The sequence below is a fragment of the Stutzerimonas sp. NM35 genome (assembly GCF_054604355.1).
This window is the reverse complement of record NZ_CM137728.1, coordinates 53,440-80,345: the sequence shown is the minus strand read 5'-3', so window position 1 is coordinate 80,345 and position 26,906 is coordinate 53,440. Positions and strand designations below refer to the sequence as shown.

The following is a 26,906-nucleotide window of genomic DNA, read 5'->3' as shown; positions in this document are numbered from 1 at the left end:
GGCAAGGTGGAATCTTCGTCCGAGCCTTCAGTCACAACCAGCAAGACTGGCCATTCACGCAGGACATTGCCATGAACGATCGCAAGCCCTATACGCCCACGGAAATCGACGATACCGAAGACCGCATGGGCTCCATGGAGCAACTCGACTTCGACCAGCGCCGGGACGAGCGCAAGGGCCGCATCGGCGACGAAGTGCCACGCGAGGAGGTGGAAGACGAATTCCCGCCGGAGCGCGTCGCCGAAGCCGGGATGACCGCGGGCGAAGTGCCCGATAGCGGCGCCACCATGGATGACCTGACACCCGAAACGCAGATTCCCGACGATGGCGCCCGTTCACCCCGCGAGCGCGGCCACGGAGGCCCCGCCGATCAGGACTTGAGCGTGGTATCGAAACACCAGATCGGCGCCGACGTAGGTCTGGACGAAGCCGAGCAGGCGCGTCGCGACCCGCTCGATGGCAAGCCCTGGGACGGCCCCGCCGATGGCGACCCGGACACCGGCGTCAGCAGCGGCAACGCGGTGCTGCAAGATGACGACAGCCTGCTGGAAGAGGACCAGGACATCCTCTCCGACGACGAACTGGAAGGCGACGCACCGCTGGACTCCGGACGGGACAAACCGGTCGGATCATGAAAAACCTGTAGGCCGTAGCCTGGATTAGCCGAAGGCGTAATCCGGGTTTCCGAAGGCGTACTCCGGACCGAATCAATCCAGCAAGGTACAGGCCATCACCAGCGCATCCTCGCGCCCTTCCGCTGCCGGGTAATAGTCCCGGCGCCGGCCCACTTCGTTGAAGCCGTAGCGCTCGTAGAGACGATAAGCCGAGCCGTTGCTGGCGCGAACTTCGAGAAAGCATTCGCGCCCACCGCGCTCGTAGGCCCGCGTCATCAGATGTTCCAGCAGACGCAGGCCCAACCCGTGTCCCTGGCTTTGCGGCTTGACGGTGATATTGAGCAGGTGCGCCTCGTCGATGATCACGTTGATCACGCCATGGCCGACCTGCTGCTCGCCCTCGAACATGACCCAGCATTCATAGGCCGACAGCGCATCGGTGAAGATGCCGCGCGTCCAGGGATGGCTGAAGGCGGCGTATTCGATCTTCAATACGTTATCGATATCCGCCGCGGTCATCGGGCGGAAGCTGACGGCATCACTCATGAACCTATCTTCCAGCGTGGCATGCTGCGGCGCAGGGCCTTCCACAGTTCGGCCTTGGCAGCCGGCTGCTCCATCAGATGTTCCAGGCCAGGCATGGTCAGCGCGTGGCCGAGGCCTTCGATGGCCACCTCGCGGTAGCAGGCATCTTCATCCACTTCGCCGGCATGGCGCAACGCCGGCTGGCCGATCAGCCAGATGCAGTCACAGCCCATCTCTTCCAGCTCGGCAGCCATCACGCCTTGCACATAATCACGCGCGGCGTCGGCACCCTGATCGAGATTGCCGCCCTGCAGCAGCGGCCAGCGGATCGGCTCGCCGTCGCCGACCTGCTGCGGCTTGTCCGGCAGGCGCGCGGCGCGCAGCAGATCCTTGAGCAGGATGTAGGCCGGGTCGCGGCTCTGGAAGGACTCGCCCGTGGGCAGCTCGACCAGCAACAGCACGCTGCCGGCGCGCAGCAGCTGCAGGGCGAAGCGTGGCGGCGGCGCGATAGGCTTTTGCTGCTCCGCCGGTATCTCCGGGACCGCGACCGGCTCGGGCTTCTTCGGCTCCGGCATGGCGATACGGGGTCGCGGCACTTCGGATCGTGCGGCAGGAGCCACTACCGGAACCTGTGCCGGCAAGGCCTCTACGGTCTCGTCAGGGTCTGCCGGCTCGCAAACGTTTTCCGGCTCGGCTTGCGGCAGCAGCAATTCCAGCCGCGATGGAGCAGCAAAGGGCAGTTCGGTACGCGGCAGCCAGCTGGCCACCTGCATGGCATCGAGGTAGGCCCGACGCCGGGTTTCGCTGATCAAACGCCTTCCACCTGTGGATGAGCTTTGGCGCCGACCTGCATCAGGTTCAGCGCGTTGAGATAGGCCTTGGCCGAGGCGACGACGATATCGGTGTCGGCGCCATTGCCGTTGACGATACGCCCGCCCTTCTCCAGCCGCACGGTCACCTCGCCCTGGGAATCGGTGCCCTGGGTGATGGCATTGACCGAATACAGCTGCAGGGTGGCGCCCGAATCGGCGATGGTCTCGATGGCCTTGAAGGTGGCGTCCACCGGCCCGGAGCCCTGGGCGGTCGCGCTACGTTCGGCGCCATCGATGCTCAGCACCAGCTGCGCCTGCGGCACCACGCCGGTCTTGCTCGCCACTTCCAGGTTGGCCATCTTGTAATGCTCCGGTGCCTCGTCGGCCAGGGTGTCGGAGACCAGTGCCTGCAGGTCTTCGTCGAAGATTTCGTGCTTCTTGTCGGCCAGTTCCTTGAAGCGGCCAAAGGCGGCGTTCAGCTCGTCGCCTTCCAGCACGATGCCCAGCTCCTCCAGGCGCGAGCGGAAGGCGGCGCGACCGGAATGCTTGCCCATGACCATCTTGTTGGCGTTCCAGCCGACCGACTGCGCGGACATGATCTCGTAGGTCTCGCGGTGCTTGAGCACGCCGTCCTGGTGGATGCCCGACTCGTGGGCGAAGGCGTTGGCACCGACGATGGCCTTGTTCGGCTGAACCGGGAAGCCGGTGATACCGGAGACCAGACGCGAGGCGGCGAGGATGTTTTCCGTTTCGATGCGGGTGTGCACGCCGAGCAGGTCCTGGCGGGTCTTGATCGCCATGACGATCTCTTCCAGCGCGGCGTTGCCGGCCCGCTCGCCGAGGCCGTTGATGGTGCATTCCACCTGCCGCGCACCGGCGACCACCGCCGCCAGCGAATTGGCCACCGCCAGGCCCAGGTCGTTGTGGCAGTGCACCGAGAACACCGCCTTGTCGGCGTTGGGGATGCGTTCGAGCAACTGGCGGATGGTATCGGCGTACTGGTGCGGAATCGCGTAGCCGACGGTATCGGGAATATTGATGGTACGCGCCCCGGCGTCGATGGCCGCCTCGATGATGCGGCAAAGGAAATCGATCTCCGAACGACCGGCATCCTCACAGGAGAACTCGACGTCGGCGCACAGGCTGCGTGCCTTCTTCACCGCGCGCACGGCCTGCTCGACCACCTGCTCCGGCTGCATGCGCAGCTTGTACTGCATGTGAATCGGGCTAGTGGCGATAAAGGTATGGATACGCCCGGAATTGGCCCCGGCCAGCGCCTCGGCGGCGCGCTCGATGTCGGCATCCACCGCACGCGCCAGGCTGCACACGGTACTGTCCTTGATGTGGTCGGCCACCAGCTTGACGGCGGCGAAGTCGCCGGGGCTGGCGATAGCGAAGCCCGCCTCGATCACGTCCACCTTCAGCCGCTCCAGGGCGCGGGCGATGCGCAGCTTCTCCTCGCCGGTCATGGACGCGCCGGGGCTCTGCTCGCCGTCGCGCAGGGTGGTGTCGAAGATGATGACGCGATCGTTGCTGCTCATAGGGGGAGTCCTCACGGCTGCCGCAGATAGGTGCCCTTCGTGGGGGCGGCGCTTATGCGGGCGATTGTCGCGTGAAACGCGGCGGGCGGGAAGGAGCAGTGGAGGCTGGAGGCTGGAGGCTGGAGGCTGGAGGCTGGAGGCTGGAGGCTGGACAGAGCGTACCCTCACCTTTTCGTCCAGCCTCTAGCCTTCCAGCGCTTTTAATCGGCTTTTTCGTCCCAGGCCCGGTCGCCGTGCTCATCCTTGATCCGGGTGGGCAGGCCCATCTGATCGAGCAGCGTCAGGAACGGCTCGGGCGACAGCTCTTCGACGTTGACCATGCGCTTGGCATCCCACTCGCCACGGGCCACCAGCAGGGCGGCGGCGACCGGCGGTACGCCGGCGGTGTAGGAAATACCCTGGCTGTCGGTCTCGGCGTAGGCTTCTTCGTGGTCGGCCACGTTGTAGATGAACAGCTCGGTCTGCTTACCGTCTTTCGTGCCTTTTACCAGGTCGCCGATGCAGGTCTTGCCGGTGTAGCCCGGCGCCAGCGAGGCGGGGTCGGGCAGTACGGCTTTGACCACCTTGAGCGGCACCACCTCCAGGCCTTCGGCGGTCTTGACCGGCTGCTCGGAGAGCAGGCCGAGGTTCTTCAACACGGTGAAGACGTTGATGTAGTGTTCGCCGAAGCTCATCCAGAAGCGGATGTTCGGCACGTCGAGGTGCTTGGACAGAGAATGCACCTCGTCATGGCCGGTCAGGTAGAGGCTCTGCTCGCCGACCACGGGCAGGTCGTCGGTGCGTTTGACCTCGAACATCCTGTTGGTCGTCCACTGGGCGTTCTGCCAGCTGTAGACCTGACCGGTAAATTCGCGGAAGTTGATTTCCGGGTCGAAGTTGGTGGCGAAGTACTTGCCGTGGGAACCGGCATTGACGTCGAGGATGTCGATCGACTCGATCTTGTCGAAGTACTTCTGTTGCGCCAGCGCAGCGTAGGCGTTGACCACACCCGGATCGAAGCCGACGCCGAGGATGGCGGTCACGCCCTTCTCCTCGCACTCGGCCAGGTGTTTCCATTCGTAGTTGCCATACCAAGGCGGGGTTTCGCAGATCTTGCCCGGCTCTTCGTGAATGGCGGTATCCAGATACGCGGCGCCGGTATCCATGCAGGCGCGCAGCACCGACATGTTGAGGAAGGCGGAGCCGACGTTGATGACGATCTGCGATTCGGTCTCGCGGATCAGCGCCTTTGTCGCTTCCACGTCCAGGGCATCGAGGGCGTAGGCCCTGATTTCGGCGGGCTGTTTGAGGCTGCCCCTGGCCTGTACGCTATCAATGATGGCCTGGCATTTGGAGATGTTGCGCGACGCGATAGCAATACGACCAAGTTCGTCGTTGTGCTGCGCGCACTTATGGGCCACCACCTTGGCGACACCTCCTGCACCAATGATAAGAACGTTCTTCTTCAATTTTTTTAACTCTCCTTGCTACCGCCGCCTTAAGAAAGGCTGGACAGGTAATCATCAAAGGTAAATTCACGAACCACCTCGACGCTGCCGTCGAGCTGCTTCACCACGATGGACGGCATTTTCAGGCCGTTGAACCAGTTTTTCTTGACCATGGTGTAACCCGCTGCGTCGATGAACGACAGACGATCGCCGATGGCCAGCGGACGATCGAATTGGTACTCGCCGAAAATATCGCCGGCCAGACAGGATTTGCCGCACACCATCCAGGTGTGCTCGCCGTCGTTGGGCGCCATCTTGGCGTTGAGGCGGTAGATCAGCAGATCGAGCATGTGCGCCTCGATGGAGCTGTCGACCACCGCTAGGTGCTTGCCGTTATAAAGGGTGTCGAGCACCGTCACTTCCAGCGAGGCGCTCAGGGTGATCGCCGCCTCGCCGGGCTCCAGGTAGACCTGCACGCCGTACTTCTCGGAGAAAGCCTCGAGCCGCGCGCAGAAGGCATCGATCGGGTAGCCCGGGCCTGTGAAGTGGATGCCGCCACCCAGGCTGACCCACTCGACCTGCTGCAGCAGGTGGCCGAAGCGCTCCTCGATGCGGGTCAGCATCCCGTCGAACAGCTCGAAGCTGCCGTTCTCACAGTTGTTGTGGAACATAAAGCCGGAAATCTTGCCGATCACCTGTTCGATCTTTTCCGGGTCCCACTCGCCCAGGCGGCTGAACGGGCGCGCCGGATCGGCCAGCAGGTAGTCGGAGCTGCTCACCTGCGGATTGACGCGCAGACCACGGATGGTGCCCTCGGTCTGGGCCGCATAGCGGTCCAGCTGGCCGATGGAGTTGAAGATGATCTTGTCGCAGTTGGCGACCATTTCTTCGATTTCGTCGTCGGCCCAGGCCACGCTGTAGGCGTGGGCTTCGCCGGCGAACTTCTGCCGGCCCAGCTTCAGCTCATAAAGGGATGACGAGGTGGTGCCGTCCATGTACTGCTGCATCAGGTCGAACACCGACCAGGTGGCGAAGCACTTGAGCGCCAGCAGCGCCTTGGCACCGGAGTGTTCGCGCACATAGGCGATCTTTTCCAGGTTGCCCAGCAGCTTCTGCTTGTCGATGAGGTAGTACGGCGTCTTGATCATTTATAGGTGCCCATGCGAGTCGCCCGACAGGAAGCCGGCGGCTCCCCGTTTGCAAAAGGGCGGATTCTGCCGGCAATCGCCACATATCGAAAGGCCATCGACACATTTCGTCCGACAGAATGCGTCGCCGCGGGTCTGTAGGGCCGAATTCATTCGGCCACCGCTTCCGCAAAAGCCGAACAAGTTCGGCCCTACGAGCCCAGGCAGCTAACCCGGTCTTGATGACAATTCGGTTACCGCGCCCCATGGACGAACGAACGACAACCGCTCATCCGATCGCAAATACCGGCGCGCCGATGCAGTACAATCCGCCCTTTTTTCACTGGCTGGAACCAGCGCCTCGATGATCGAACCCAAGCGCGTACTGCGTGCCCTCGCCGAACACTGGACCCTGCTCGAACCGCTGTGCGAACGCTTCGATGCCGGCACCCTGAGCCTGGTCGAACTGCGCCACCAGCTCGCGGCGCAACTGCCCGAAGGCACGCCCACCGATATCACCGCCCTGCTCGACCAGTGGATTCGCCTGGACATCCTGGTGCCGGTGGCCAAGAGCCCCAACCGCTTCGAGCTGAACGCACAGATCCACGACTTCCTCGCCTACCTGCGCCGCGAGCACCGCCTCGGCCTGTGCCTGGAGATCGAAGCCTACCTGCGCCATCTGGAACGCCTGGCCGGACACATCCTCGATGCCTTCGAAATCCGCGACGGCAACGACCTCGCCCGCCAGCTGCGCCTGCTCGACATGCGCGTGCGCGACGTACTGAAGAAACTCGACAACGACGAGCAGGCGCTGGTCGCCGTGGCCGACCGGGCCAAGACCAGCGACCGGCAGATCCCGCTGCGCCAGCGCTACGCCGAGGTCCTCGCCACCTGGGACGAATACGTCGAGCCGATGATCCAGCTGGTCTCCGCCGACGGCACCTTCGAGCAGGGCGTGCACCGCGTCGAACAGGTGCTGATGAAGCTGCTCGGCGAGCAGCAGCGCCTCGGCCAGCTGGTAGACGATGACCTGCTGCTGCGCACCCACGCACGTATCCTGGAGATGCAGACCACCGCCCAGCTGTCCCTGCGCAAGGCCCGCGAGCTGCTGCTGCCGCTGCGCGAGGAAGCGCGCCGGCACAACGCTGTGACCCGCGGCGCCGCGCTGGCGTTGTCGGCGATTCGCAAGAAAGGCCTGGACGCCGTGCCGCAGGCCTCGCTGCCGCTGTTCACACGTCCGCAGAGCACCTTCCTCGGCACCGCCAGCCAGGTCGAGGCCTATGTCTATGCGCTGGCCCGTTTCGAGCCGAAGCCGGCGCAATTTCCCCGCGCCGGCAGCAAGCGCAAGGGCGACCAGCCGCGCGCGCCACGCACCGCCCGCGAGATGATCGAGCGCTGCCAGCAGGCGCTGCCGCTGCCGGACCTGATGGCCTGGCTGCTGGAACAGGAACCCGAGGGCGCCACCGACGAGTTGCTCTACTGGTTCTCGCGCCTGTCGCGCGACGCTCGCTTCCAGCGCGACCGCCTGCAACGCCGCGAGTACCTGACCCGCGAACACCGCGTCAGCCTCAGCTCCTTTGCGCTGGTGGCCAATGCGAATGGTTGAGCCAACCCTATGGCCTACGGGGGCCGGTGGAAAATGCTTCGCGGTTTTCCACGGGGCGGCCTACCGCACTACGGCCATCCCCACCTTGGCAGCCAAGCCTGACGTAGGGTGGACAACGCGCAGCTTGTCCACCATTCGCCCATCCAAACACCACGGTGGAAAAGGCTTCGCCGTTTTCCACCCTACGATTGCCTGTGAGCCACGTTCATGAACATCGACCTCAAGGAAATGACCCAGCTGGCGCCGATCTTCCGCGAGCTGTTCAAGGGCTACCACCTGTCGCGCAGCGAGCCTGAGCCCTACGCCCAACTGTCCAACCTGCAGGACCCGTATCGCGCGCTGTTCAAGGCACTCGGCTTCGAGCTGGTCTGCGATCCGCGCGGCTTCTACTACTTCGTCCCCGAGCAGATGGGCGCGCAGGTCAACAAGACCGCCCAGCGCCTGGCGCTGTTCACCTTTATCCTCGTTGAACATTTAGCGGATCAGGGCCGCGACCCACTGGCCGTGCTCGACGGCGGCAGCCTGGGCCGCGACGAGCTGCCGGCGCTGCTGGACAAGTACCGCGACCTGTTCCTGCAGGCCGAAGTCACCACACAGGACGAATTGGAAGAAAAGGTCATCCGCCGCCTCACCCAGCTGGGCTTCGCCGAGGACAGCAACGGCGTCTACCGCTTCCTGCCGCCGATGCACCGCTTCCTCGACGTCTGCCTGTCGGTGCAGCAGGACCGCGACCTCGCCGCCAGCCTGCACAGCAGCGACCTGCCACTGCCGGAACTGATTGCCGAGGACGACAGCGAGGACGAGATCATCCTTATCGAGGAGCCGAGCGAGGCCCTTGTCGAGGAATCCGAAGAGGACGCCCTGGCCCGCGCCATCGCCGCAGAAAAGGAGCTTGAAGCATGAGCCAGGAACGCTACGGCATCCGCCGCTTCGCCCTGCTGAACACCGCCGGCTACAGCCTCGGCATCTTCCCACTGGAAAACCCGCTGTCGGTCTACGGCGCCAACAACCTGGGCAAGTCCGCCTCGATCAACGCGCTGCAGTTCCCGATCCTGGCGCGCATGTCGGACATGAGCTTCGGCAAGTACAGCCTCGAGCAGTCACGCAAGTTCTACTTCGCCTCGGACACCAGCTACATCCTGGTCGAGGTGATGCTGCCCCATGGCACGCACGTGATCGGCGTGGCCGGACGCGGACCCGGCGGCGGCTTCGGCCACCAGTTCTTCGTCTACCAGGGCTCGCTGGACCTGGACCACTACCAGCAGAACGGCACCTGCCTGCGCCAGCGCGAGCTGTTCGCCAACCTCGAACGCGCCGGCATCAAGGCCTACGAGGCTAAGCCGGACGAACTGCGCCGGCTGCTGGTGGGCGGGCATACCTCGATCCCGCTGGACATGACCCTGATCCCGCTGCGCTCGACCAGCGAGCAGAGCCTGAAGACTTTCCGCGCGCTGTTTATCAACCTGCTGCATATGCGCGAAATCACTGCCGCAAAATTGAAGCAGCTGTTCCTCGACGCCTTCGAGCACAGCCTGCGCTCGGGCAGCGTCGACTACATCGCCGCGACCGAGGAAGCCTTCCGCGACGTGCGCCGCATGGAGCAGGACTACCAAGCGCTGGTGGCCGCCGGCCCGCTGGTCGAGGCGCTGGCCGCCGGCGTCGCGCAGCGCGAGCTGCTGCGCGGCAAGCTGCATCGACTCTCGCCGCTGCTCGACAACCTGCTCGGCACCTGGCACGACTATGCCGATGCGCGCAAGGAAGAGCTGGTGATCCAGGCCGAGCACTACCGTCGCGAGCAGGACGGCCTACAGAACGAACAGCGCGGCAGCACCGGCGAGCTGATGCGTCTGGAGCGCGAAATCAGCGAGGCCCAGCGCTGGCTCGGCGAACTGGCGGTGCTGAAGAACCGCTTCGCCCTGGTCGAGGACGCCCATGTACTGGAGCAGCAGCTGCTCGCCGCCAAGGACGCCCACGACGAACTGGCCGGCGCGCTGGCGCAGTCCCGGCAGTTCTCCAGCGAGGACCTGGACGAGCGCCTGCGCGACCTGGAAAAGCGCCTGAAATCGGTGAAGCAGCAGCTCGACCATGCCGACAACAACAGCTATTCGCGGCTGCGCGAGGAGTTCTCCCAGGCCGATGTCGATCGCCTGATGCGCCTGTTCAACGGCCAGCTGTTCAGCCTTCCGCTAGGCGACAAAGGCATCAGCGCCGAGGGCGATGACTGGATCAAAGCCGTGGAAGCCGTGCTGGATCGCTTCAAGGGCGACACCTTTTCCGTGCCGGGCCTGTCCATCGACCTCTCGCAGATCGAGCCGCCGGCCCTGCAGGCGCTGGCCGATCGCGCCGCCCTGCGCGACCAGAAGGATCGCCTGGAACGCGAACTCAAGCAGCTCAGGACCCAGCACGCGGTAGCCGTCGACCGTAACGCCAGCAAGGCCCAGGCCGAGGCGCTGTACCAGGCCGTGCTGGATGCGCAGAAGGCGCTGGAGGATTTCCGCCGCAGCCAGACCCTGGCCGCCGAGGAGCCCGCCAAGCTGGAGCAACTGGCCCAGGCCGAAGCCGCCCAGGACGAACTCAAGCGCACCAGCGATGCCTTCGCCGAACGCGTGCAGCAGTTTTCCGCCAAGTTGCAGCTGGTCGGTCGTCAGCTGGCCGATCTGGAAGCCAAGGAACGCACCCTGGAAGACGCCCTGCGCCGGCGCCAGCTGCTGCCAGCCAATCTGCCGTTCGGCACGCCGTTCATGGACCCGGTGGACGATTCTCTGGACAACCTGCTGCCGCTGCTCAACGACTACCAGGACAGCTGGCAGGCGCTGCAGCGCGTCGACGGCCAAATCGAGGCGCTCTACGCTCAGGTGCGCCTGAAGGGCGTGGCCAAGTTCGACAGCGAGGAAGATCCCGAGCGCCGCCTGCAACTCCTGGTCAACGCCTACGCCCACCGCCAGGACGAGGCGCTGACCCTGGCCAAGGCGCGCCGCGCGGCGGTCACCGACATCGCCCGCACGCTGCGCAATATCCGCAGCGACTACGAGAGCCTGGAACACCAGCTGGCGCTGTTCAACCGCGAGATCAACAAGCGCCAGGTCTCCAACCTGGAAAGCTTCCGCATCGTGCTGGCGCCGAACAAGGATGCGCTCAGGCACATCGACCAGATCATCCACAGCGCCGGCCAGTACGAGGAAGGCGAGACCCTGTCGGTGTTCGATCTTTCCCAGTCCGCCGAACAGGACGCCAGGAACGAGGAAGCCAAGGAATACCTGGCGCGCCTGGTGGCGGCGAACAACAACCAGCTGGGGCTCAAGGATCTGTTCGAGCTGGCGTTCGAGATCACCAAGGTCGGTGGCCAGCCGGTGATCCATACCGACATCGACGGCGCCGCGTCCAACGGCACCACCATGACCATCAAGGCGCTGACCAATATGTACCTGCTGCTGCACCTGATGGACCGCGAGCAGGCCGGGCGCATCCGCCTGCCCTACTACCTCGACGAGGCCGCGGACATCGACGAGCGCAATCAGCAGGCGCTGATCGAGACCAGCCTGCAGCTGGGTTTCGTACCGATCCTCGCCTCGGTGAAACCGCAGGTTTCGGCGCACGTCGCTATCGACCTGGAGGGCGGCAGCGGACCAGCGGGCATCTATATCGACGAAGCGGACTGGAAGTTCATCCAGCGTCGGGAAAGCTCAGTCTCGACAAACCAGAAATCGACGGCCACAGCCGAGCCCGCCTTGTAGGTCGGGTCACGCTTCACCGATCCGACGAGCGGAGCCAAGGTTACATCGCGAGCCTTGGATTGCGCCTGCGGGGCGTCGGATTACGCCTGCGGCTAATCCGACCTACAGTCCGTTCCCACCGCGCCCCTGCGCCATCACCCACGCGGGTGATGCTGCGCATGCAGCTCCTGCAGACGCGCACGGGCGATATGCGTGTAGATCTGCGTGGTGGACAGGTCGGTATGGCCGAGCAGCAGTTGCACGGTGCGCAGGTCCGCGCCGTGGTTGAGCAGGTGCGTGGCGAAGGCGTGGCGCAGCGTATGCGGCGAAATCGATGCGGCGATCCCCGCCGTCCTGGCGTGCAGCTTGATCCGATGCCAGAAGGTCTGGCGCGTCATCTGCTCGCCGCGCAGGCTGGGAAACACCACGTCGCTGGCCTTGTCGCCCAGCAGCAAGCCGCGTCCCTGGCGCAGGTAGCGCTCCAGCCAGTGCATGGCCTCGTCGCCCAGCGGCACCAGGCGCTCCTTGTTGCCCTTGCCGAAGGTGCGCAGCACGCCCTGGCGCGGGTTGATCTGTTCGAGCCTGAGGCTGACCAGCTCGGTCACGCGCAGCCCGCTGGCATAGAGCACTTCCAGCATGGCGCGGTCGCGCAGGCCCAGCGGATCGCCGGTATCCGGCGCGGCCAGCAGCGCCTCGACATCCGCCTCGGACAAGGCCTTGGGCAGCGGGCGGCCAAGGTGAGGCATCTCGATGCGCAGGGTCGGATCGACCGCAATCGTCCCCTCACGCAACAGAAAACGATAGAACCCACGCAGCCCCGACAGCAGCCGCGCGGTCGAGCGCGCCTTGTAGTCGTTGGCCAGGCGCCAGGCGAGATGATCGAGGATCGCCTCGCGGCCCGCCTCGACCAGCCGCACACCGCGCTCGTCGAGCCAGCCATTGAACAGCGTCAGGTCACTGCGATAGGCATCGCGGGTATTGTCCGACAGCCCCTTTTCCAGCCAGAGGGCATCGAGGAAGCGGTCGATCACGGGGTCATCGAGGGCAGGCATGGGCAACCATCAGCGCAATGGGGCCGCCTAGTCTTCCACAGACATCATCCCAGGCAAGGTATTTTTGTTACAAACCCGGAGGCAAGAGTCATCACCAAACCGGTTCTTTCCTGTTTGATGTCAAATCTTCCCGGAGCCACTTGGCTAGGCTGATACAGCCAGCAGTCGACGCGGCTGCCTGACTGCGACCCGCTTACCGCGACCAGAGAGTACCCACGATGACCGACCGCTCAGACGCCAACAGCAGCGCACGGAACCAGCCGGACTGGCACACGCTGGAGGCGGCTGAAGTCGAGCGGCGGTTGCAATCGGCGGCGGCAGGCCTGAGCGAAGCGGAAGCCGCCGCACGGCTCGGCGTGTACGGCGAAAATCGCCTGGCGCCGCCGAAGACGCGCGGGCCGCTGATGCGTCTGCTGGCACAGTTCCACAATATCCTGCTCTACGTGATGCTTGGCAGCGCACTGGTCACCGCCGCGCTCGGTCACTGGGTCGATACCGGCGTACTGCTGGGCGCCGTGGTGATCAACGCGATCATCGGCTTTATCCAGGAAGGCAAGGCCGAAGCCGCACTCGACGCCATTCGCGCCATGCTCTCCACCCACGCCACGGTGATCCGCGCCGGTACGCGGCGACAGATCGACGCCACCGAGTTGGTGCCCGGCGACCGCGTATTGCTGGCCTCCGGTGATCGCGTCCCGGCCGATCTGCGCCTGGTTGCGGTGAAGGAATTGCGGGTGGACGAGGCCGCCCTGACCGGCGAATCGCTGCCGGTGGAAAAAGGCACCGCGCCGGTGGCCGACAGTGCAGCCCTGGGTGATCGCTACGGCATGGCCTATTCCGGCACGCTGGTGGTGTTCGGTCAGGCCAGCGGTATCGTCGTCGCCACCGGCGCCGCCACCGAGCTGGGCAAGATTAACCAGATGCTCAGCGGCATCCGCCAGCTCGCCACGCCGCTGCTGCGCCAGGTGGATCGCTTCGGTCGTATCCTGGCGTTGACCATCCTCGCCCTGTGCGCCGCCACCTTCGTGCTCGGCACGCTCTGGCGCGGCCATCCGGCGGCGGAGATGTTCATGATGGCGGTAGCCCTGGCCGCCTCGGCGATCCCCGAGGGCCTGCCGGCGATCATGACCGTCACCCTCGCCCTCGGCGTGCAGCGCATGGCCCAGCGCAACGCCATCATCCGCCGCCTGCCGGCGGTGGAAACCCTGGGTTCGGTCACGGTGATCTGCTCGGACAAGACCGGCACCCTGACCCGTAACGAGATGACCGTGCAGCAGGTAGTCTGCGCCGAACGGCGTTTCGAGGTCAGCGGCGTCGGCTACGCGCCCCAGGGTGATTGCAGCCTCGATGGCCAGCCGGTCGATCCCGAACAATATCCGCCGCTGGCGCTGGCGATCCGCAGCGGCGTGCTCTGCAACGATGCCCGCCTGCACGAGCAAGCCGGGCAGTGGCGCATCGACGGCGACCCCACCGAGGGCGCACTGCTGGTGCTCGGCGGCAAGACCGGCCTGACCTCGCAGATCGCCGCCGACACCTGGCCGCGCCTGGATTCGATTCCTTTCGAGTCGCAGCACTGCTTCATGGCGACCTATCACCAGGACCGCGATGGCGAACCCTGGATCTTCGTCAAGGGCGCGCCCGAGCGCGTCATGGAGATGTGCAGCAGCCAGTTGGGTACGGAAGGTGAACAGCCGCTGGCCCCCGACTACTGGCGGCGCATGGCCACCGACATCGCCGCCCGTGGCCTGCGCCTGCTGGCCCTGGGCTACAAGCGTGCGCAGCCGGTCCACGACCAGCTCGCCATGGACGACATGCAGGCTGGTTATTGCCTGCTGGCCTTGGTCGGCATCATCGACCCACCGCGCGAGGAAGCCATCGCCGCCGTGGCCGACTGCCACCGCGCCGGCATCCGCGTGAAGATGATCACCGGCGACCATGCCGAGACGGCGCGGGCCATCGGCGCCGAACTGGCTATCGGCGTCGGCAAGCCCGCCCTCACCGGCGCCGAAGTGGCGCTGATGGATGACGCCGGCCTGCGCCAGGTGGTGCAGGAGGTCGACGTGTTCGCCCGCGCCAGTCCCGAACACAAGCTGCGCCTGGTGCAGGCCTTGCAGGATTCCGGGCAGGTGGTGGCGATGACCGGCGATGGCGTGAACGACGCGCCCGCGCTCAAGCGCGCCGATGTCGGCATCGCCATGGGCCTCAAGGGCACCGAGGCGGCCAAGGAAGCCTCCGACATGGTGCTGGCCGACGACAACTTCGCCACCATCGCCGCGGCGGTGCGCGAGGGCCGCGCGGTCTACGACAACCTGAAGAAATTCATCCTCTTCATGCTGCCCACCAACGGCGGCGAGGCGCTGGTGATCATCGCCGCGATCCTCTTCGAGCTGACCCTGCCGCTGACCCCGGCGCAGGTGCTGTGGATCAACATGGTGACCTCCAGCACGCTCGGCCTGGCGCTGGCCTTCGAGCCCGCCGAGCGCGGCATCATGACCCGCCGCCCGCGCCCGCCCGGACAGGCGCTGCTCAGCGGCTTTTTCGTCTGGCGCGTGCTGATGGTGTCGGTGCTGATGATGACCGGCGCACTGGGCCTGTTCCTCTGGGAGATGAACAGCAGTGGCGACCTGGAAACCGCCCGCACCCTGGCGGTCAACGCGGTGGTCATGGCCGAGATGTTCTACCTGCTCAACAGCCGATCGATCTTCGCCCCGGTAACCAACCGTGCCGGCCTGACCGGCAACCGCTACGTGCTGCTGGCCATCGCCACCTGCATCCTGCTGCAGCTGGCCTTCACCTACACACCGGTGATGCAGGGGCTGTTCGGCTCCACCGCGCTGTCACCGCTGGAGTGGCTGAAGGTACTGGGCGCCGGCTTGCTGGTGTTCTGCGTCGCCGAGTTGGAGAAACTGCTGATGCGCCGCACGCCGCTGGCATCCCGTGCTTAAGCCAGCCTGATGCGAGTGAAAATGCCATCACCCCTTTGCGCATCGCTCCGGGGCTTCTGCTAATGTCTGTACTCATGGCCATGATGCCTCTTTACCTGACATGAGTTCCACTGCTTGCGATAAGCACCGGCCCGGAAAAAGGAAATTCTCTTGACCGAATTGCGCAACAGACTGTCGCGAAAGCTGCTACGTGTAGTCTTGCTGTCTGCCCTGGCCGTTGGGCTGGTACTCAGTAGCGCACAGATCGTCTTCGAGGCCTACAAGACCCGCCAGTTGATCGAAGCCGAAGCGCAGCGCATCCTGCGCATGACCCGCGACCCGTCCACCCAGGCGATCTATAACCTGGACCGGGAGATGGGCATACAGGTCATGGAAGGCCTGTTCCAGCACGAATCGGTTCGCAAGGCCTTCATTGGCCACCCTGACGACGAAACCCTGGCCTACAAGACCCGTCCGCTGCTGGAGTCGTCGTCACGCTGGCTGACCGATCTGATCCTGGGCAGCGAGCAGGCGTTTTCCGTTGCCCTGGCGGGGCGCCCGCCCACCAACGAATACTACGGCGATCTGCATATCACCCTCGATACCGCGCCCTATGGCGAAGTGCTAATCGACACATCGATGATGCTCTTCCTGATCGGTATCCTGCGTGCGCTGACGATGGGCCTGGTGCTCTACCTGATCTACGAATCGCTGCTGACGCGGCCACTGACCAAACTCATCGAACACCTGTCACGCATCAGCCCGGACCATCCCGGCGAATACAAGCTGCCGATGCTCAAGGGCCACGAGAAGAACGAGCTGGGCCTGTGGGTCGAAACCGCCAACGGCCTGCTCATGGCCATCGAGCGCAATATGCAGTTGCGCCGCGCGGCGGAAACCAGCCTGCAACGCATGACCCAATACGACCTGCTCACCGGCCTGCCCAATCGCCTGCAGCTGCAGCAGCAACTCGGCCACATTCTCAGCGAAGCCGAACGCCTGCAGCGCCGTGTCGCGGTGCTCTGCCTGGGCCTGGACGATTTCAAGGGTATCAACGAACAGTACAGCTACCAGAGCGGCGACAAGCTGCTGATGGCCATGGCTGATCGCCTGCGCAGCCAGAGCGGTAGCACCAGCGCACTGGCGCGCCTCGGCGGCGACCAGTTCGTACTGGTGCTGTCCGGCTTCGAGCAGCCCTACGCAGTCGCTGAACTTGCGCAAAAGCTCCTCGATGACCTGGAGAGTCCCTTTACTCTCGACCAGCAGAGCATCCGCCTGCGCGCGACCATCGGTATCACCCTCTATCCCGAGGACGGTGGCAGCACGGAAAAGCTGCTGCAGAAAGCCGAGCAGACCATGACCCTGGCGAAGAGCCGCTCGCGCAACCGTTACCAGTTCTACGTCGCCAGCATCGACAATGAAATGCGTGAGCGCCGCGGCCTGCAGAAGGACCTTGCCGAAGCCGTCCAGCGAGGCGAGTTCCACCTGGTCTACCAGCCGCAGATCGACTATCGGCTCAAGCGCATCACCGGCGTCGAAGCCCTGCTGCGCTGGTCGCACCCGAGCGGCAGATTCATTCCGCCGGATGTCTTCATTCCGCTCGCCGAACAGAGCGGCAGCATCATCGCCATTGGCGAGTGGGTACTGGACCAGGCCTGCCGGCAACTGCGCGAATGGCATCAGCTGGGGTTCAGAGATCTGCGTATGGCGGTCAATCTTTCCGCCGTGCAACTGCACCATGCCGAGCTGCCAGCGATCATCAGCGGCCTGCTCGATACCTATGACCTTCCCGCCGAAAGTCTTGAGCTGGAAGTCACCGAAACCGGCCTGATGGAAGACATCTCCGCCGCCACCCGCAACCTGCACAGCCTGCGCCGCTCCGGGGCGCTGATCGCCATCGACGACTTCGGCACCGGCTATTCCTCGCTCAGCTACCTCAAGAACCTGCCGCTGGACAAGATCAAGATCGACAAGAGCTTCGTGCGCGACATGGGCGCCGACGAGGGCGATGCGAGCATCGTCCGGGCCATCATCCAGTTGGGCAGGAGCCTGGGCATGCTGGTCATCGCCGAAGGCGTGGAAACCGAGGATCAGGAGCGCTATCTCATCGACGAGGGCTGCAACGAAGGCCAGGGTTATCACTACAGCAAGCCCCTGCCCGCCGCGGAGCTGCTCAGCCTGCTGCAGCACTCGCTGCGGTTCGAGCAGGGAGTCACTTCCGAAACCCTGTGACAGGCCGCTGAAACCGCGATCAGGTCAGCCGGGAGGCCAGCAGCAGCGCCCCGCACAGGCACAGCAGGGCACCGCCAGCGGCCTGCCAGCGATAACGCCGGGCCAGCACGCCCTCGCCATGGCTGGACAACACGAAGGGCAGGCCCGGTGCCGGACGCGCCAGCCGATGCTGCGCGGGGCGGGCACTGGCGAGCCGATGACGATCTTCCGCTTCGAGCCTGGCGGCCAGCCGCACGCGATGCCATTCAGCCGGGTCGATCTGGCCGTCGCCATTGCTGTCGAAACGCTGCAGCAGGCCGGCGTAATCTCCTTTCCATTCCCTGAGAACCTGCCCTTTGGCTGCCTGTCGATCGAACCCCTGCCGGCCACCGCCCGCCGTGCGGAAATCGCCGATGGCATACAGGGGTTCGCCCGCGTGCAGGCGCTCCTCGGTGTATCGATAACGGCGACTGCCCGCGAGCCAGGCGAGCAGACCGGTGGACGGCAAGCCTCTGGGATGACGCTGGCTGCCGCTCCAGCGCTGTCGCCGCGCCGGCAACACTTCGGCGCCGCGTGGATCGATCAGGCATTCGCCGGTGGCATCGGCCAGACGCAACGGCTGCTCGCTGCTACCCCGCTCGATAACGCGCCAACTGCCGTTCTTGCCGTTGGAGCGATACTCCTCGATGCGATAACGCCACCAGAGGCAGGGGCTGCCTGTCAGCGGCGCCAGAAGCCCCGGAGCCTCGGCAAGCTCATACAGGATGCCGGTCAGCTCGACGTAGCCCTGGGCCGCCGAGCGAATCCGCGAAGTCGGCGTATCCAGCAGGTGGCGCGCCTTCGTCCAGCGGCTCACCCACAGCCAGCCGCCGGCCAGGCACATCGCAGCGCCGACACCGACCAGCAGCAGCTCTCCGCTGTCCATGCTCATCTGCTCCTGCTCAGCCGAACAGCGTCTTGAGATCGACGTCAGCCTTTTGCGCCTCGCTGAACTGCAGCAGCTCAGCCGGACCAAAGCCGAAGGTCCGCGCCAGCAGCACGTCAGGGAACTGCTCGATGCGCACGTTGTTCAGATTGACGGATTCGTTGTACAGCTCGCGGCGGTCGGCGATGCCGCTTTCCAGGCCGCTGATGCGCTGCTGCAGATGACGAAAGCTCTCGTTGGCACGCAGCTCGGGGTAGTTTTCGGCGAGGGCGAACAGGCGCCCCAGGCCCATGCGCAGCCCCGTTTCGGCCTGCCCCAGGGCGCCGATATCACCCTGCTGGCGGGCGCTGGATACGGCATTACGGGCGCTGATCACCTGCTCCAGCGTGTTGCGCTCGTGCTGCATGTACTGCTTGCAGGTCTCGACCAGCTTGGGCAGCTCTTCATGGCGCTGGCGCAGCAACACATCGATATTCGCCCAGGCCTTGCTCACGCCGTGCTTCAAACGTACCAGTCCGTTGTAGAGAACCACCGCATAGGCGGCGACGAGGAACAGCACGACCAGTACCACCACAGCACTCAGGCTCATCAGGCTTCTCCATGAAGTCCGGATTTGACAAACGGCCATTCTAACGGCACCCGCCGAACCGAAACGATGCGCGGAGCACAGCACGCAATTCTTTGTACAAAATGAAAATCTTTCGCATTATGATCCGTCTCCGGTTGCCGCACTTCGGCCACCGCACTCCACCCTCACGCACGCAAAGGAACCCGCCATGCCACGTACTCCTCTCTGGGCCACCGCCAGCCTCCTGGCCGCCGCCATTTCACTCGCAGGTTGCGGCGACGACAAAACGCCAGCCCAACAGGCCGCGGCACCGCAAACCACGACCCAGAGCGAGCCGGTAGCGAGCGCGCCAAAGGCCCTGAACGAGGAAGCGGCACAGGCGGTGGTCAGCCACTACGCCGACATGGCGCATGCGATCTTCAGCGATGCCCACGCCACGGCGCTGAAGCTGCAGGAGGCCGTCGACGGCCTGCTCGCCAACCCCACCGATGAAACGCTGCAGGCCGCCAAGGAAGCCTGGCTGGCCGCGCGCGTGCCCTATATGCAGACCGAGGTGTTCCGTTTCGGCAACCCGGTGGTCGACGAGTGGGAAGGCCAGGTCAATGCCTGGCCGCTGGACGAAGGCATGATCGACTATGTCGAGGGCGACTATCAGCACGCCCTGGGCAACCCCGGCGCCACCGCCAACATCATCGCCAACCAGCAGTTGCAGATTGGCGAAGACAGCATCGACGTCAGCAACATCACCGGCAAGCTGCTCGCCAGCCTGAACGAACTGGCCGGCTCCGAAGCCAATGTCGCCACCGGCTATCACGCAATCGAATTCCTGCTCTGGGGCCAGGATCTGAACGGCACCGAGGCCGGCGCCGGCACACGCCCGGTCAGTGACTACCTCGAAGGCGAAGGCTGCACCGGCGACAACTGCGACCGTCGCCGGACCTACCTCAAAGCCGCCACCGACCTGCTGGTCAGCGACCTCGAAGAAATGGTCGGCGAGTGGGCGCCCGGCAATACGGGCAACTACCGCGCCAGCCTGGAGGGCGAGTCCGCCGAAAACGGCCTGCGCAAGATGTTCTTCGGCATGGGCAGCCTGTCTCTGGGCGAGCTGGCCGGCGAACGCATGAAGGTCGCTCTGGAAGCCAACTCGCCGGAAGACGAACACGACTGCTTCAGCGACAACACGCACAACTCCCACTATTTCAACGCCCGCGGCATCCGCAACGTCTACCTCGGCGAATACCAGCGCGTGGACGGCAGCACGCTGAATGGCCCGAGCCTGGCGTCGCTGGTCGATGGCATCGACCCGGAGGTCAACGTCACACTGAAGACCGACCTGGAAACCACCGATGCCAAGCTGCAGGTACTGGTGGTCAGCGCCGAAAATGGCGAGGCCTTCGACCAGCTGATCGCACCGGACAACAGCGAAGGCCAGGACAAGGTCCGTGCCGCCATCGCCGCGCTGGTGCAGCAGACCGCCTCGATCGAGAAGGCCGCCGCCGCGCTGGGCATCACCGACCTGAACCCCGACACCGCCGATCACGAATTCTGATCCGGCATCGCGACATGGAAGGGCGGCGCAATGCCGCCCTTCTCGCACCAGAGCTGGTCGACTCCGCCCGCGCCAGCGAATGCAAATACCTCTTATTAAGCTTCCATTGAACTGTTAAGATGCCGGCCCTCAAAGGCCCAGGTACGATCCGATGCACCCGCTCTTGCCCTCCACCGCCGCCCTGCTCCTGGCGCTGGGCCTTGCCGCCTGTGAAGATCAGGCGCCGCGCTTCGGGCAGGCCGAGCCGGGGGAAGCGCTGTCCGCTGGCAGCGCCACCGTGATGAAGTTCGACCAGAACGCCTTCTCCATGCCTTCGGCCAATCTTTCGCCGGTGCGGCGGCTGGACTTCAGTGTCGGCAACAGTTTCTTCAGGAATCCCTGGGTCATCGCCCCGGCCTCGACCACCGCCCGCGACGGCCTTGGCCCACTGCTCAATACCAATGCCTGCCAGAACTGCCACATCAAGGATGGCCGCGGTCACCCCGCGCTCGCCGGCAATGGCAATGCCGTTTCCATGCTGGTGCGGTTATCGATTCCAGCCGGCCCGGAACATGCCGAGGTGGTCAGGCAGCGCGGCATCGCACCGGAACCCACCTACGGCGGCCAGCTGCAGGACATGGCCATTCCCGGCGCGGCGCCCGAAGGCAAGGTCCGTCTCAGCTACGACACCCATACGCAACGCTTCGCCGACGGCTTCGAAGTGGAGCTGCGCACGCCACATCTGGAGATCAGCGAACCAGGCTACGGCCCGCTGCATCCGGAAACCCTGTTTTCCATTCGCGTGGCGCCACAGATGATCGGCCTCGGGCTGCTGGAAGCCATTCCCGAAGCCGCGCTGCTGGCCAATGCCGACCCGGACGACCGCGACGGCGACGGCATTTCCGGTCGCCCCAACCGGGTCTACGATCAGGTCACAGGCCAGACGGTGATCGGTCGCTTCGGCTGGAAGGCCGGCCAGCCGAATCTCAACCAGCAGAATGCCGACGCCTTTTTCAACGACATGGGCCTGAGCACCAGCCTGTTCAGCGGCAGCAGTTGCACGGAGCGGCAAGCCGACTGCCGCGCGCTGCCCGACGGCGGCGAGCCGGAGGTCAGCGACAACATCCTGGCCCAGGTCCTGTTCTACACCCGCAACCTGGGCGTTCCGGCCCGGCGCAAGGTGGACGATCCGCAGGTCCTGGCCGGCAAGACGCTGTTCCACCAGGCCGGCTGCCAAAGCTGCCACACACCCGCCTTCACCACCGGCGATGCCGCCGAGCCCGAACTGGCCAACCAGCTGATCCGCCCCTATACCGACCTGTTGCTGCACGACATGGGCGAGGGGCTGGCCGACCACCGCCCGGAGTTCGAAGCCAGCGGCAGCGAATGGCGCACGCCACCGCTCTGGGGCATCGGCCTGACGGAAACGGTCAGCGGCCATACCCAGTTCCTGCACGACGGTCGCGCGCGCAATCTGCTCGAAGCCATACTCTGGCACGGTGGCGAAGCCGAGCGCTCCCGGCAGGTCGTGCTGGGCTTCGGTGCCGAGCAGCGCAACGCCCTGCTGGCCTTTCTCGAATCGCTCTGATGCCCCATAAAACTGCTGTCAAGGAACCCCATGTCCGCCAAGCCGATCTTCCGCGCTGCAAGCGCTGCCGCCCTGGGCCTGCTGCTCAGCGCCTGCGCGCCCTCCGATCCACTCACAGAAACCAGCAAAGCCCTGACCGATGACGTATTGCTGCCGGCCTACGGTCACTGGGCCGAAGCCAACCGGCGCATGGCCGCCAGCAGCATTGCGTTTTGCGCGGGCAACGAAGAGCTGGACGAAGCGCGCCAGACATTCGTCCAGGCACAGCTCGCCTGGGCTGGGCTACAGCCGCTCCTGGTCGGCCCCATGGGCGAAGGCAATCGCGCCTGGCAGGTACAGTTCTGGCCCGACAAGAAGAATCTGGTCGGTCGCCAGGTCACCGCATTGCTGAAAAGCAAGCCCGACCTGACCCGTGCCGATCTGGAAAATGCCAGTGTCGTGGTCCAAGGCCTTTCGGCCTATGAATATATTCTCTATGACCAGGCCGTCGACCTGGCCGACCGTGAAACCAAGGCGCGCTATTGCCCGCTCCTGCAGGCCATAGGCGAGCACCAGCAGCAGCTTGGTGCCGACATGCTGCAGGCCTGGCAGGGCGAAGACGGTATGGCCTCGCAGCTCGGCCATTTCCCCAATGAACGCTATGCCGAGTCGGAGGAAGCCATCGCCGACCTTCTGCGTGTACAGGTCACCGCTCTGGACGGCCTGAAGAAAAAACTCGGCGCCCCGCTTGGCCGGCAGACCAAGGGCTACCCGCAACCCTTCCAGGCCGAAGCCTGGCGCAGCGATGCCACGCTCGGCAGCCTCGACGCCGCCCTCGCTGGCGCCCAGCAGCTGTGGCAGGGCAGGGATGACAAGGGCCTGAAGCAACTGATCCCGACCGCTGAGGGTGAGCTGGCCGGTCGTATCGATGCCGCCTATGCAACGGCTCGCCAGCAGCTGGCCGGACTCGACCAGCCGTTCAGCGTGCTGCTTGCCAACGAAGCGGGACGCGAACAGCTCGATACGCTGTACCGCAATATCGACACACTGCACCGCCTGCATCAAAGCGAACTGGCCAAGGCGCTGGGCGTACAGATCGGCTTCAACGCCCACGACGGGGACTGAACATGAAACGTCGCGCCTTTCTCGGGCTGGGTGGCACCCTGGCCGTAGCGTCCGCCATTGGCGGCTGGAGCCTCGCGCGCAACAGCGGGCAGCCGCTGCTGCTTTCGGCACGCAACGATGCCGATGGTCGCCACTACGCGGTCGGCTATCGGCTCGATGGCAGCTGCGTGTTCGCCACACAGGTGAACGAGCGCTGCCATGACGTGCATACCCATCCCTACCTGCCGCTGGCGGTTTTCGTCGGGCGCCGGCCAAGCCGTGAAAGCTACCTGATCGACAGCCGCGACGGCAGCCTGCTGCAGGTTCTGGCAACGCCCGAGGACCGTCACTTCTACGGCCACGGCGTGTTCCACGCCAGTGGCGAGTGGTTCTACACCACCGAGAACGATACCCGCGATGCCGGTCGTGGCGTGCTCGGTATCTACCGTGTCGAAGAGCGAAAACTGATTCGCGTTGGCGAGCATTCGACCCACGGCATAGGCCCGCACCAACTGCTGTGGATGCCCGATGGCGAAACCCTGGTGATCGCCAATGGCGGCATCCGTACCGAAGCCGACAGTCGCGAAATGATGAACCTCGACGCCATGGAACCGAGCCTGGTGCTGCTGCAGCGAGACGGCACCCTGGTCAGCAAGGAGCAACTGCCCGAGCGAATGAACAGCGTACGCCACCTCGCAGTCGCCGCCGATGGCACCGTGGTGTCCGGGCAACAATATGAAGGCGACCCTCTGGATCAGGTGCCGCTGCTGGCGATCAAGCGCCCTGGCCAGGCTTTCCAGCCCTTCCCGCTGGGCGAGGTACAGCGCCAGACGATGAACCAGTACACCGCCAGCCTGGCGATCAACGATGAGCTACGCCTGCTGGCAGTCACAGCGCCACGCGGCAATAAAGTCCTGCTCTGGGATCTGGACAATGCCGAGCTGCGTCAGGAGATCCACCTGCCCGATTGCGCAGGGGTCTCGGCGACGGAACAGGGCTTTGTGGTGAGCGCCGGTCAGGGACGCTGCAGACTGCTCGATTGCAGTGGCAAACGCGTTGTCAGTACGCCGCTTGAGCTGCCTGCGGGCCTCTGGGACAACCATCTGCGCCTGGTCTGAGAACCTGTTCAAAGTCTGCTGCGCGTCGGCACTGCTGCGTTAAAAACAGGCTCGGACTACTCATTTACAGCTGTAAACTCCGTGTCCTCACCTGTTTTTGCCTTGCATTGCTCTAGCTCGCGAGACTTTGAACAGGTTCTGAGGGGCGGCCCCCGCCGATTCGTCACGCCCGCCTCAGCCTCGTCCCACCAGGCTTTGCGACATCCCGTAGAGGAACAGCAGCAGATCCTGGTCGGGCCGCGTTTCAACCGCCGAAGCCTGGACCAGACGCGGTACCGGGCAGTAATCGGCTAACGCACTGCGCGCCACGACCTTGGCATTGGGCTCGCTCCAGGCTGCCGCACACAGCGAGGCGATACCCAGCGCGCCGATCAGAAACAGTCCTCGTGCCATTTCAAGCTTCATCGCGCAAGCCTTTGTTATTGGGTGAGTTGAGAGCTCACCTTAGTTCAAGGATTGCACAGTTGCCGAAAAAGTGACCGGCGGTCATCCCGCACACTGAAAAGCATCGGCCAGCCGCTCGCAGACCAGGTGAATGCGCATCACGCACGCATAAAAAAGTCTATGCACCCATTACGGGTTGTTCGCGGCTGCGCTCTGAAAGTCCGTAGGAGCGGGCCCTGCCCGCGAATATTCAGCGCAACAGCTTCGCGGGCATGGCCCGCTCCACGGGAGACGTCCATCCGCAACAACCTGCCAGACAAAAAAAAGCAGCCCGAAGACTAATGCCAGTCAGTTAAGCTGACTGGCATTTTTATTTCTGGTCGGATACTTGGACGGCTTGGGTTTGACCGCTCGCGGATAACTGCGATCCTCACGACGATGAGGTAGGACGTAGTGCATGGCTGAGGCCTGTAGTTCAGCCAGGTAGCGAGGGATGTTGCCTGGATGATTCAAAGAGACCCCGTTCAAGAAGCCCAGAATCGCCCAGGTGCAAGCGGTGAAACTCATTTCGCAGGGGTAGATGCCAGGGCAGTGGCGACTCATTTCCAGCATTTGATAACGCAGCAGGTTGTACCCCAGTAGTACGCCCCACAGTTCTTGTTCAATCATCTCCGGCGTTTTACTACGCAGTGTGTAGTGACCCGCGAGCATGCCTTGCTTCATTTCTCGATAGCCCAGTTCGATTTCCCAACGCTGGCTGTACAGATCCACGATTTCGTCTGGAGGGAAGCGCAGAGGATCGATCATTGAGGTCAGTACCTGCCGCACTTTGCCCTTGATGGTCTTGCTTAATAACCGAGCCTGTAGCGTGTCTGGCAGGTCGGGCCATTGTTTACGCGCCTGCGGCGAGGTCTTTAGTGAGACGATGGCATCGTGGCGCCCTAACTTACGCAGCACCTCGTATTGAGCATCCTTTCGCAGCGGCAGTAACCAATGGCGCTGAGTGCCTGTCTGTTGCCAGCGATGAAGTAACCCCAGTGAATAGAAGCCACGGTCGAACAAGGTCAGCGAGTGATCGGGTGTGCTGTCGATCAGTTGTTCGGCCAGTTTCATCTCGTTGCTGTGGTAGCCGGCAAAAGCACTATTCACCAGCATGTGGCTGGTCAGCTCCATCTGGCAGACCATGCGAACTTGGGGATAGCCGGTATCGCCATGCTGATTACTGGCGCTGCCATAGTGCTTGCGGTTGTCGGCCGTATCCGGTGTGCGCCAGACCACGCCATCGACACTGAGCAGGCGCAAACCGGCCCAAGTGGGGTGATTGGCGCTGGCATGCCAGCGTTGTTGAGTCAGGGAAAAGACCTCTCGCACCGCAGCGCTGCCCAAACGCTGGCGACCTTGCACGATTGCACTGGGTGCTACCAATGGCTTCTGCCCAGGCAGCATGATGCCCATACGGCTCGCGGCATCCCAGGCCGACATCCGGCGAAACAACGCCATGGCGATCACGCACCAGATCATGGCTTCAAGAGGGAGACGTCGCTTACGCAGGGTCGCCACTCCCGCCGTTTCCAGTGCGGTGCTAACTAGGTCTGGATCAAGCAGCGCCCCTAGTTCGTCAAGGGAGTAAGTAGCAGATGCCACTTCGTGAGTCAGTGCCAAAGCGCGGGAAAGTCGCATAAAAAATCCGATGCTCAAAACAAGCATCGGATTTTCGTTTCAGCGCGCAGAAGGTCAAGCTGTAGCGCTTAACTGACTGGCATTAGCCCGAAGACTGCTTTTTCTTGCAAGGGAAGCAGTCCTCAGGACAGCTTTTCCTTGATACGGGCTGCCTTGCCGGACAGCGCGCGGAGGTAGTACAGCTTGGCCTTGCGCACGTCGCCGCGGCGCTTGACGCTGAGGCTGTCGACCATCGGACTGAAGGTCTGGAAGGTACGCTCAACACCGACGCCGTTGGAGATCTTGCGCACGGTAAAGGCGCTGTTCAGTCCACGGTTGCGCTTGCCGATCACGACGCCTTCGAAAGCCTGCAGACGCTCACGGTCGCCTTCCTTTACCTTGACCTGAACGATCACGGTGTCGCCGGGGGCGAACGGAGGCAGTTGCTTGGTCATCTGCTCGGCTTCGAGCGCCTGGATAATCTTGTTGGTCATGCTGTGT

21 protein-coding genes are annotated in these 26,906 nt (G+C 64.2%); 10 read left to right on the top strand and 11 right to left on the bottom strand.

What is annotated here, in order from left to right:
• Positions 1 to 71: 71 nt before the first annotated feature.
• Positions 72 to 635, top strand: a complete 564-nt coding sequence (locus tag ACYCFC_RS00370) for a hypothetical protein (protein WP_459652821.1) — start codon at positions 72 to 74, stop codon at positions 633 to 635.
• A gap of 72 nt (positions 636 to 707) precedes the next feature.
• On the opposite strand, the gene rimI is transcribed toward ACYCFC_RS00370, so the two are convergent.
• The 5 genes from rimI to ACYCFC_RS00345 form a co-directional block, all read right to left on the bottom strand.
• On the bottom strand, positions 708 to 1,160 hold the full coding sequence (gene rimI / locus ACYCFC_RS00365) for a ribosomal protein S18-alanine N-acetyltransferase (RefSeq protein ID WP_459652820.1): 453 nt from the start codon (positions 1,158 to 1,160) through the stop codon (positions 708 to 710).
• Entirely contained in the window at positions 1,157 to 1,951 is a 795-nt protein-coding gene (locus ACYCFC_RS00360; RefSeq protein ID WP_459652819.1) for an energy transducer TonB, read from the bottom strand. Before ACYCFC_RS00360 ends, rimI begins: the two co-directional genes overlap by 4 nt.
• The gene (locus ACYCFC_RS00355; RefSeq protein WP_459652818.1) at positions 1,948 to 3,492 is read right to left on the bottom strand and encodes a 2-isopropylmalate synthase; all 1,545 of its coding nucleotides are present in this window, start codon (positions 3,490 to 3,492) and stop codon (positions 1,948 to 1,950) included. Before ACYCFC_RS00355 ends, ACYCFC_RS00360 begins: the two co-directional genes overlap by 4 nt.
• A 200-nt stretch (positions 3,493 to 3,692) precedes the next feature.
• On the bottom strand, positions 3,693 to 4,940 hold the full coding sequence (locus tag ACYCFC_RS00350) for a saccharopine dehydrogenase family protein (protein WP_459652817.1): 1,248 nt from the start codon (positions 4,938 to 4,940) through the stop codon (positions 3,693 to 3,695).
• Positions 4,941 to 4,969: 29 nt separating this feature from the next.
• The gene (locus ACYCFC_RS00345; RefSeq protein WP_459652816.1) at positions 4,970 to 6,067 is read right to left on the bottom strand and encodes a carboxynorspermidine decarboxylase; all 1,098 of its coding nucleotides are present in this window, start codon (positions 6,065 to 6,067) and stop codon (positions 4,970 to 4,972) included.
• 343 nt (positions 6,068 to 6,410) lie between these two features.
• Between ACYCFC_RS00345 and mksB the strand changes: the two genes are divergently transcribed.
• The 3 genes from mksB to mksF all read left to right on the top strand — a co-directional run bounded on the left by mksB (position 6,411) and on the right by mksF (position 11,386).
• Positions 6,411 to 7,652 carry an Mks condensin complex protein MksB gene (gene mksB, locus ACYCFC_RS00340; protein ID WP_459652815.1) on the top strand — a complete coding sequence of 414 codons (1,242 nt, stop codon included), beginning with the start codon at positions 6,411 to 6,413 and terminating at the stop codon, positions 7,650 to 7,652.
• A gap of 207 nt (positions 7,653 to 7,859) precedes the next feature.
• Positions 7,860 to 8,555 carry an Mks condensin complex protein MksE gene (gene mksE, locus ACYCFC_RS00335; protein WP_459652814.1) on the top strand — a complete coding sequence of 232 codons (696 nt, stop codon included), beginning with the start codon at positions 7,860 to 7,862 and terminating at the stop codon, positions 8,553 to 8,555.
• Entirely contained in the window at positions 8,552 to 11,386 is a 2,835-nt protein-coding gene (mksF, locus tag ACYCFC_RS00330; protein WP_459652813.1) for an Mks condensin complex protein MksF, read from the top strand. The genes mksE and mksF overlap by 4 nt, the downstream gene beginning before the upstream one ends.
• Before the next feature lie 134 nt (positions 11,387 to 11,520).
• On the opposite strand, the gene xerD is transcribed toward mksF, so the two are convergent.
• The gene (xerD, locus tag ACYCFC_RS00325) at positions 11,521 to 12,417 is read right to left on the bottom strand and encodes a site-specific tyrosine recombinase XerD (RefSeq protein ID WP_181084923.1); all 897 of its coding nucleotides are present in this window, start codon (positions 12,415 to 12,417) and stop codon (positions 11,521 to 11,523) included.
• Between the two features lie 218 nt (positions 12,418 to 12,635).
• Between xerD and ACYCFC_RS00320 the strand changes: the two genes are divergently transcribed.
• A complete protein-coding gene (locus ACYCFC_RS00320) occupies positions 12,636 to 15,362 on the top strand; it encodes a cation-transporting P-type ATPase (RefSeq protein ID WP_459652812.1) in 2,727 nt (908 codons plus the stop codon).
• Positions 15,363 to 15,512: 150 nt separating this feature from the next.
• A complete protein-coding gene (locus ACYCFC_RS00315; protein ID WP_459652811.1) occupies positions 15,513 to 17,573 on the top strand; it encodes a putative bifunctional diguanylate cyclase/phosphodiesterase in 2,061 nt (686 codons plus the stop codon).
• Positions 17,574 to 17,592: 19 nt separating this feature from the next.
• Here ACYCFC_RS00315 and ACYCFC_RS00310 read toward each other — a convergent pair whose 3' ends face one another.
• Positions 17,593 to 18,477 carry a GIDE domain-containing protein gene (locus ACYCFC_RS00310; RefSeq protein ID WP_459652810.1) on the bottom strand — a complete coding sequence of 295 codons (885 nt, stop codon included), beginning with the start codon at positions 18,475 to 18,477 and terminating at the stop codon, positions 17,593 to 17,595.
• A gap of 16 nt (positions 18,478 to 18,493) precedes the next feature.
• On the bottom strand, positions 18,494 to 19,066 hold the full coding sequence (locus tag ACYCFC_RS00305; protein WP_181087149.1) for a LemA family protein: 573 nt from the start codon (positions 19,064 to 19,066) through the stop codon (positions 18,494 to 18,496).
• 187 nt (positions 19,067 to 19,253) lie between these two features.
• Here ACYCFC_RS00305 and ACYCFC_RS00300 point away from each other — a divergent pair, with 187 nt between their 5' ends.
• The 4 genes from ACYCFC_RS00300 (at position 19,254) to ACYCFC_RS00285 (ending at position 24,362) form a co-directional block, all read left to right on the top strand.
• The gene (locus tag ACYCFC_RS00300; protein WP_459652809.1) at positions 19,254 to 20,594 is read left to right on the top strand and encodes an imelysin family protein; all 1,341 of its coding nucleotides are present in this window, start codon (positions 19,254 to 19,256) and stop codon (positions 20,592 to 20,594) included.
• Positions 20,595 to 20,745: 151 nt separating this feature from the next.
• Entirely contained in the window at positions 20,746 to 22,161 is a 1,416-nt protein-coding gene (locus ACYCFC_RS00295) for a di-heme oxidoreductase family protein (protein ID WP_459652808.1), read from the top strand.
• Positions 22,162 to 22,191: 30 nt separating this feature from the next.
• Positions 22,192 to 23,265 carry an imelysin family protein gene (locus ACYCFC_RS00290; protein WP_459652807.1) on the top strand — a complete coding sequence of 358 codons (1,074 nt, stop codon included), beginning with the start codon at positions 22,192 to 22,194 and terminating at the stop codon, positions 23,263 to 23,265.
• A gap of 2 nt (positions 23,266 to 23,267) precedes the next feature.
• Positions 23,268 to 24,362: a DUF1513 domain-containing protein gene (locus ACYCFC_RS00285; protein WP_459652806.1), complete on the top strand. Its 1,095-nt coding sequence runs from the start codon at positions 23,268 to 23,270 to the stop codon at positions 24,360 to 24,362.
• 174 nt (positions 24,363 to 24,536) lie between these two features.
• Here the strand turns inward: ACYCFC_RS00285 and ACYCFC_RS00280 are convergent, their stop codons facing one another.
• The 3 genes from ACYCFC_RS00280 to rplS all read right to left on the bottom strand — a co-directional run bounded on the left by ACYCFC_RS00280 (position 24,537) and on the right by rplS (position 26,899).
• Complete coding sequence (locus ACYCFC_RS00280) at positions 24,537 to 24,767, bottom strand: hypothetical protein (protein WP_181087144.1); 231 nt, start codon at positions 24,765 to 24,767, stop codon at positions 24,537 to 24,539.
• Between the two features lie 327 nt (positions 24,768 to 25,094).
• Complete coding sequence (locus tag ACYCFC_RS00275; protein WP_459652377.1) at positions 25,095 to 26,426, bottom strand: IS4 family transposase; 1,332 nt, start codon at positions 26,424 to 26,426, stop codon at positions 25,095 to 25,097.
• 122 nt (positions 26,427 to 26,548) lie between these two features.
• Positions 26,549 to 26,899 carry a 50S ribosomal protein L19 gene (gene rplS, locus ACYCFC_RS00270; RefSeq protein WP_181086618.1) on the bottom strand — a complete coding sequence of 117 codons (351 nt, stop codon included), beginning with the start codon at positions 26,897 to 26,899 and terminating at the stop codon, positions 26,549 to 26,551.
• Positions 26,900 to 26,906 lie beyond the last annotated feature (7 nt).

Bases quoted from the DNA above. Each gene is read 5' to 3' on its own strand.
- ACYCFC_RS00285 (WP_459652806.1), top strand. From the start codon at position 23,268: ATGAAACGTCGCGCCTTTCTCGGGCTGGGTGGCACCCTGGCCGTAGCG.
- ACYCFC_RS00275 (WP_459652377.1), bottom strand. From the start codon at position 26,426: ATGCGACTTTCCCGCGCTTTGGCACTGACTCACGAAGTGGCATCTGCT.
- ACYCFC_RS00345 (WP_459652816.1), bottom strand. From the start codon at position 6,067: ATGATCAAGACGCCGTACTACCTCATCGACAAGCAGAAGCTGCTGGGC.
- ACYCFC_RS00305 (WP_181087149.1), bottom strand. From the start codon at position 19,066: ATGAGCCTGAGTGCTGTGGTGGTACTGGTCGTGCTGTTCCTCGTCGCC.
- ACYCFC_RS00310 (WP_459652810.1), bottom strand. From the start codon at position 18,477: ATGGACAGCGGAGAGCTGCTGCTGGTCGGTGTCGGCGCTGCGATGTGC.
- mksB (WP_459652815.1), top strand. From the start codon at position 6,411: ATGATCGAACCCAAGCGCGTACTGCGTGCCCTCGCCGAACACTGGACC.
- ACYCFC_RS00280 (WP_181087144.1), bottom strand. From the start codon at position 24,767: ATGAAGCTTGAAATGGCACGAGGACTGTTTCTGATCGGCGCGCTGGGT.
- ACYCFC_RS00300 (WP_459652809.1), top strand. From the start codon at position 19,254: ATGCCACGTACTCCTCTCTGGGCCACCGCCAGCCTCCTGGCCGCCGCC.
- ACYCFC_RS00320 (WP_459652812.1), top strand. From the start codon at position 12,636: ATGACCGACCGCTCAGACGCCAACAGCAGCGCACGGAACCAGCCGGAC.
- ACYCFC_RS00290 (WP_459652807.1), top strand. From the start codon at position 22,192: ATGTCCGCCAAGCCGATCTTCCGCGCTGCAAGCGCTGCCGCCCTGGGC.
- rplS (WP_181086618.1), bottom strand. From the start codon at position 26,899: ATGACCAACAAGATTATCCAGGCGCTCGAAGCCGAGCAGATGACCAAG.
- ACYCFC_RS00295 (WP_459652808.1), top strand. From the start codon at position 20,746: ATGCACCCGCTCTTGCCCTCCACCGCCGCCCTGCTCCTGGCGCTGGGC.
- ACYCFC_RS00355 (WP_459652818.1), bottom strand. From the start codon at position 3,492: ATGAGCAGCAACGATCGCGTCATCATCTTCGACACCACCCTGCGCGAC.
- mksF (WP_459652813.1), top strand. From the start codon at position 8,552: ATGAGCCAGGAACGCTACGGCATCCGCCGCTTCGCCCTGCTGAACACC.
- mksE (WP_459652814.1), top strand. From the start codon at position 7,860: ATGAACATCGACCTCAAGGAAATGACCCAGCTGGCGCCGATCTTCCGC.
- ACYCFC_RS00370 (WP_459652821.1), top strand. From the start codon at position 72: ATGAACGATCGCAAGCCCTATACGCCCACGGAAATCGACGATACCGAA.
- rimI (WP_459652820.1), bottom strand. From the start codon at position 1,160: ATGAGTGATGCCGTCAGCTTCCGCCCGATGACCGCGGCGGATATCGAT.
- xerD (WP_181084923.1), bottom strand. From the start codon at position 12,417: ATGCCTGCCCTCGATGACCCCGTGATCGACCGCTTCCTCGATGCCCTC.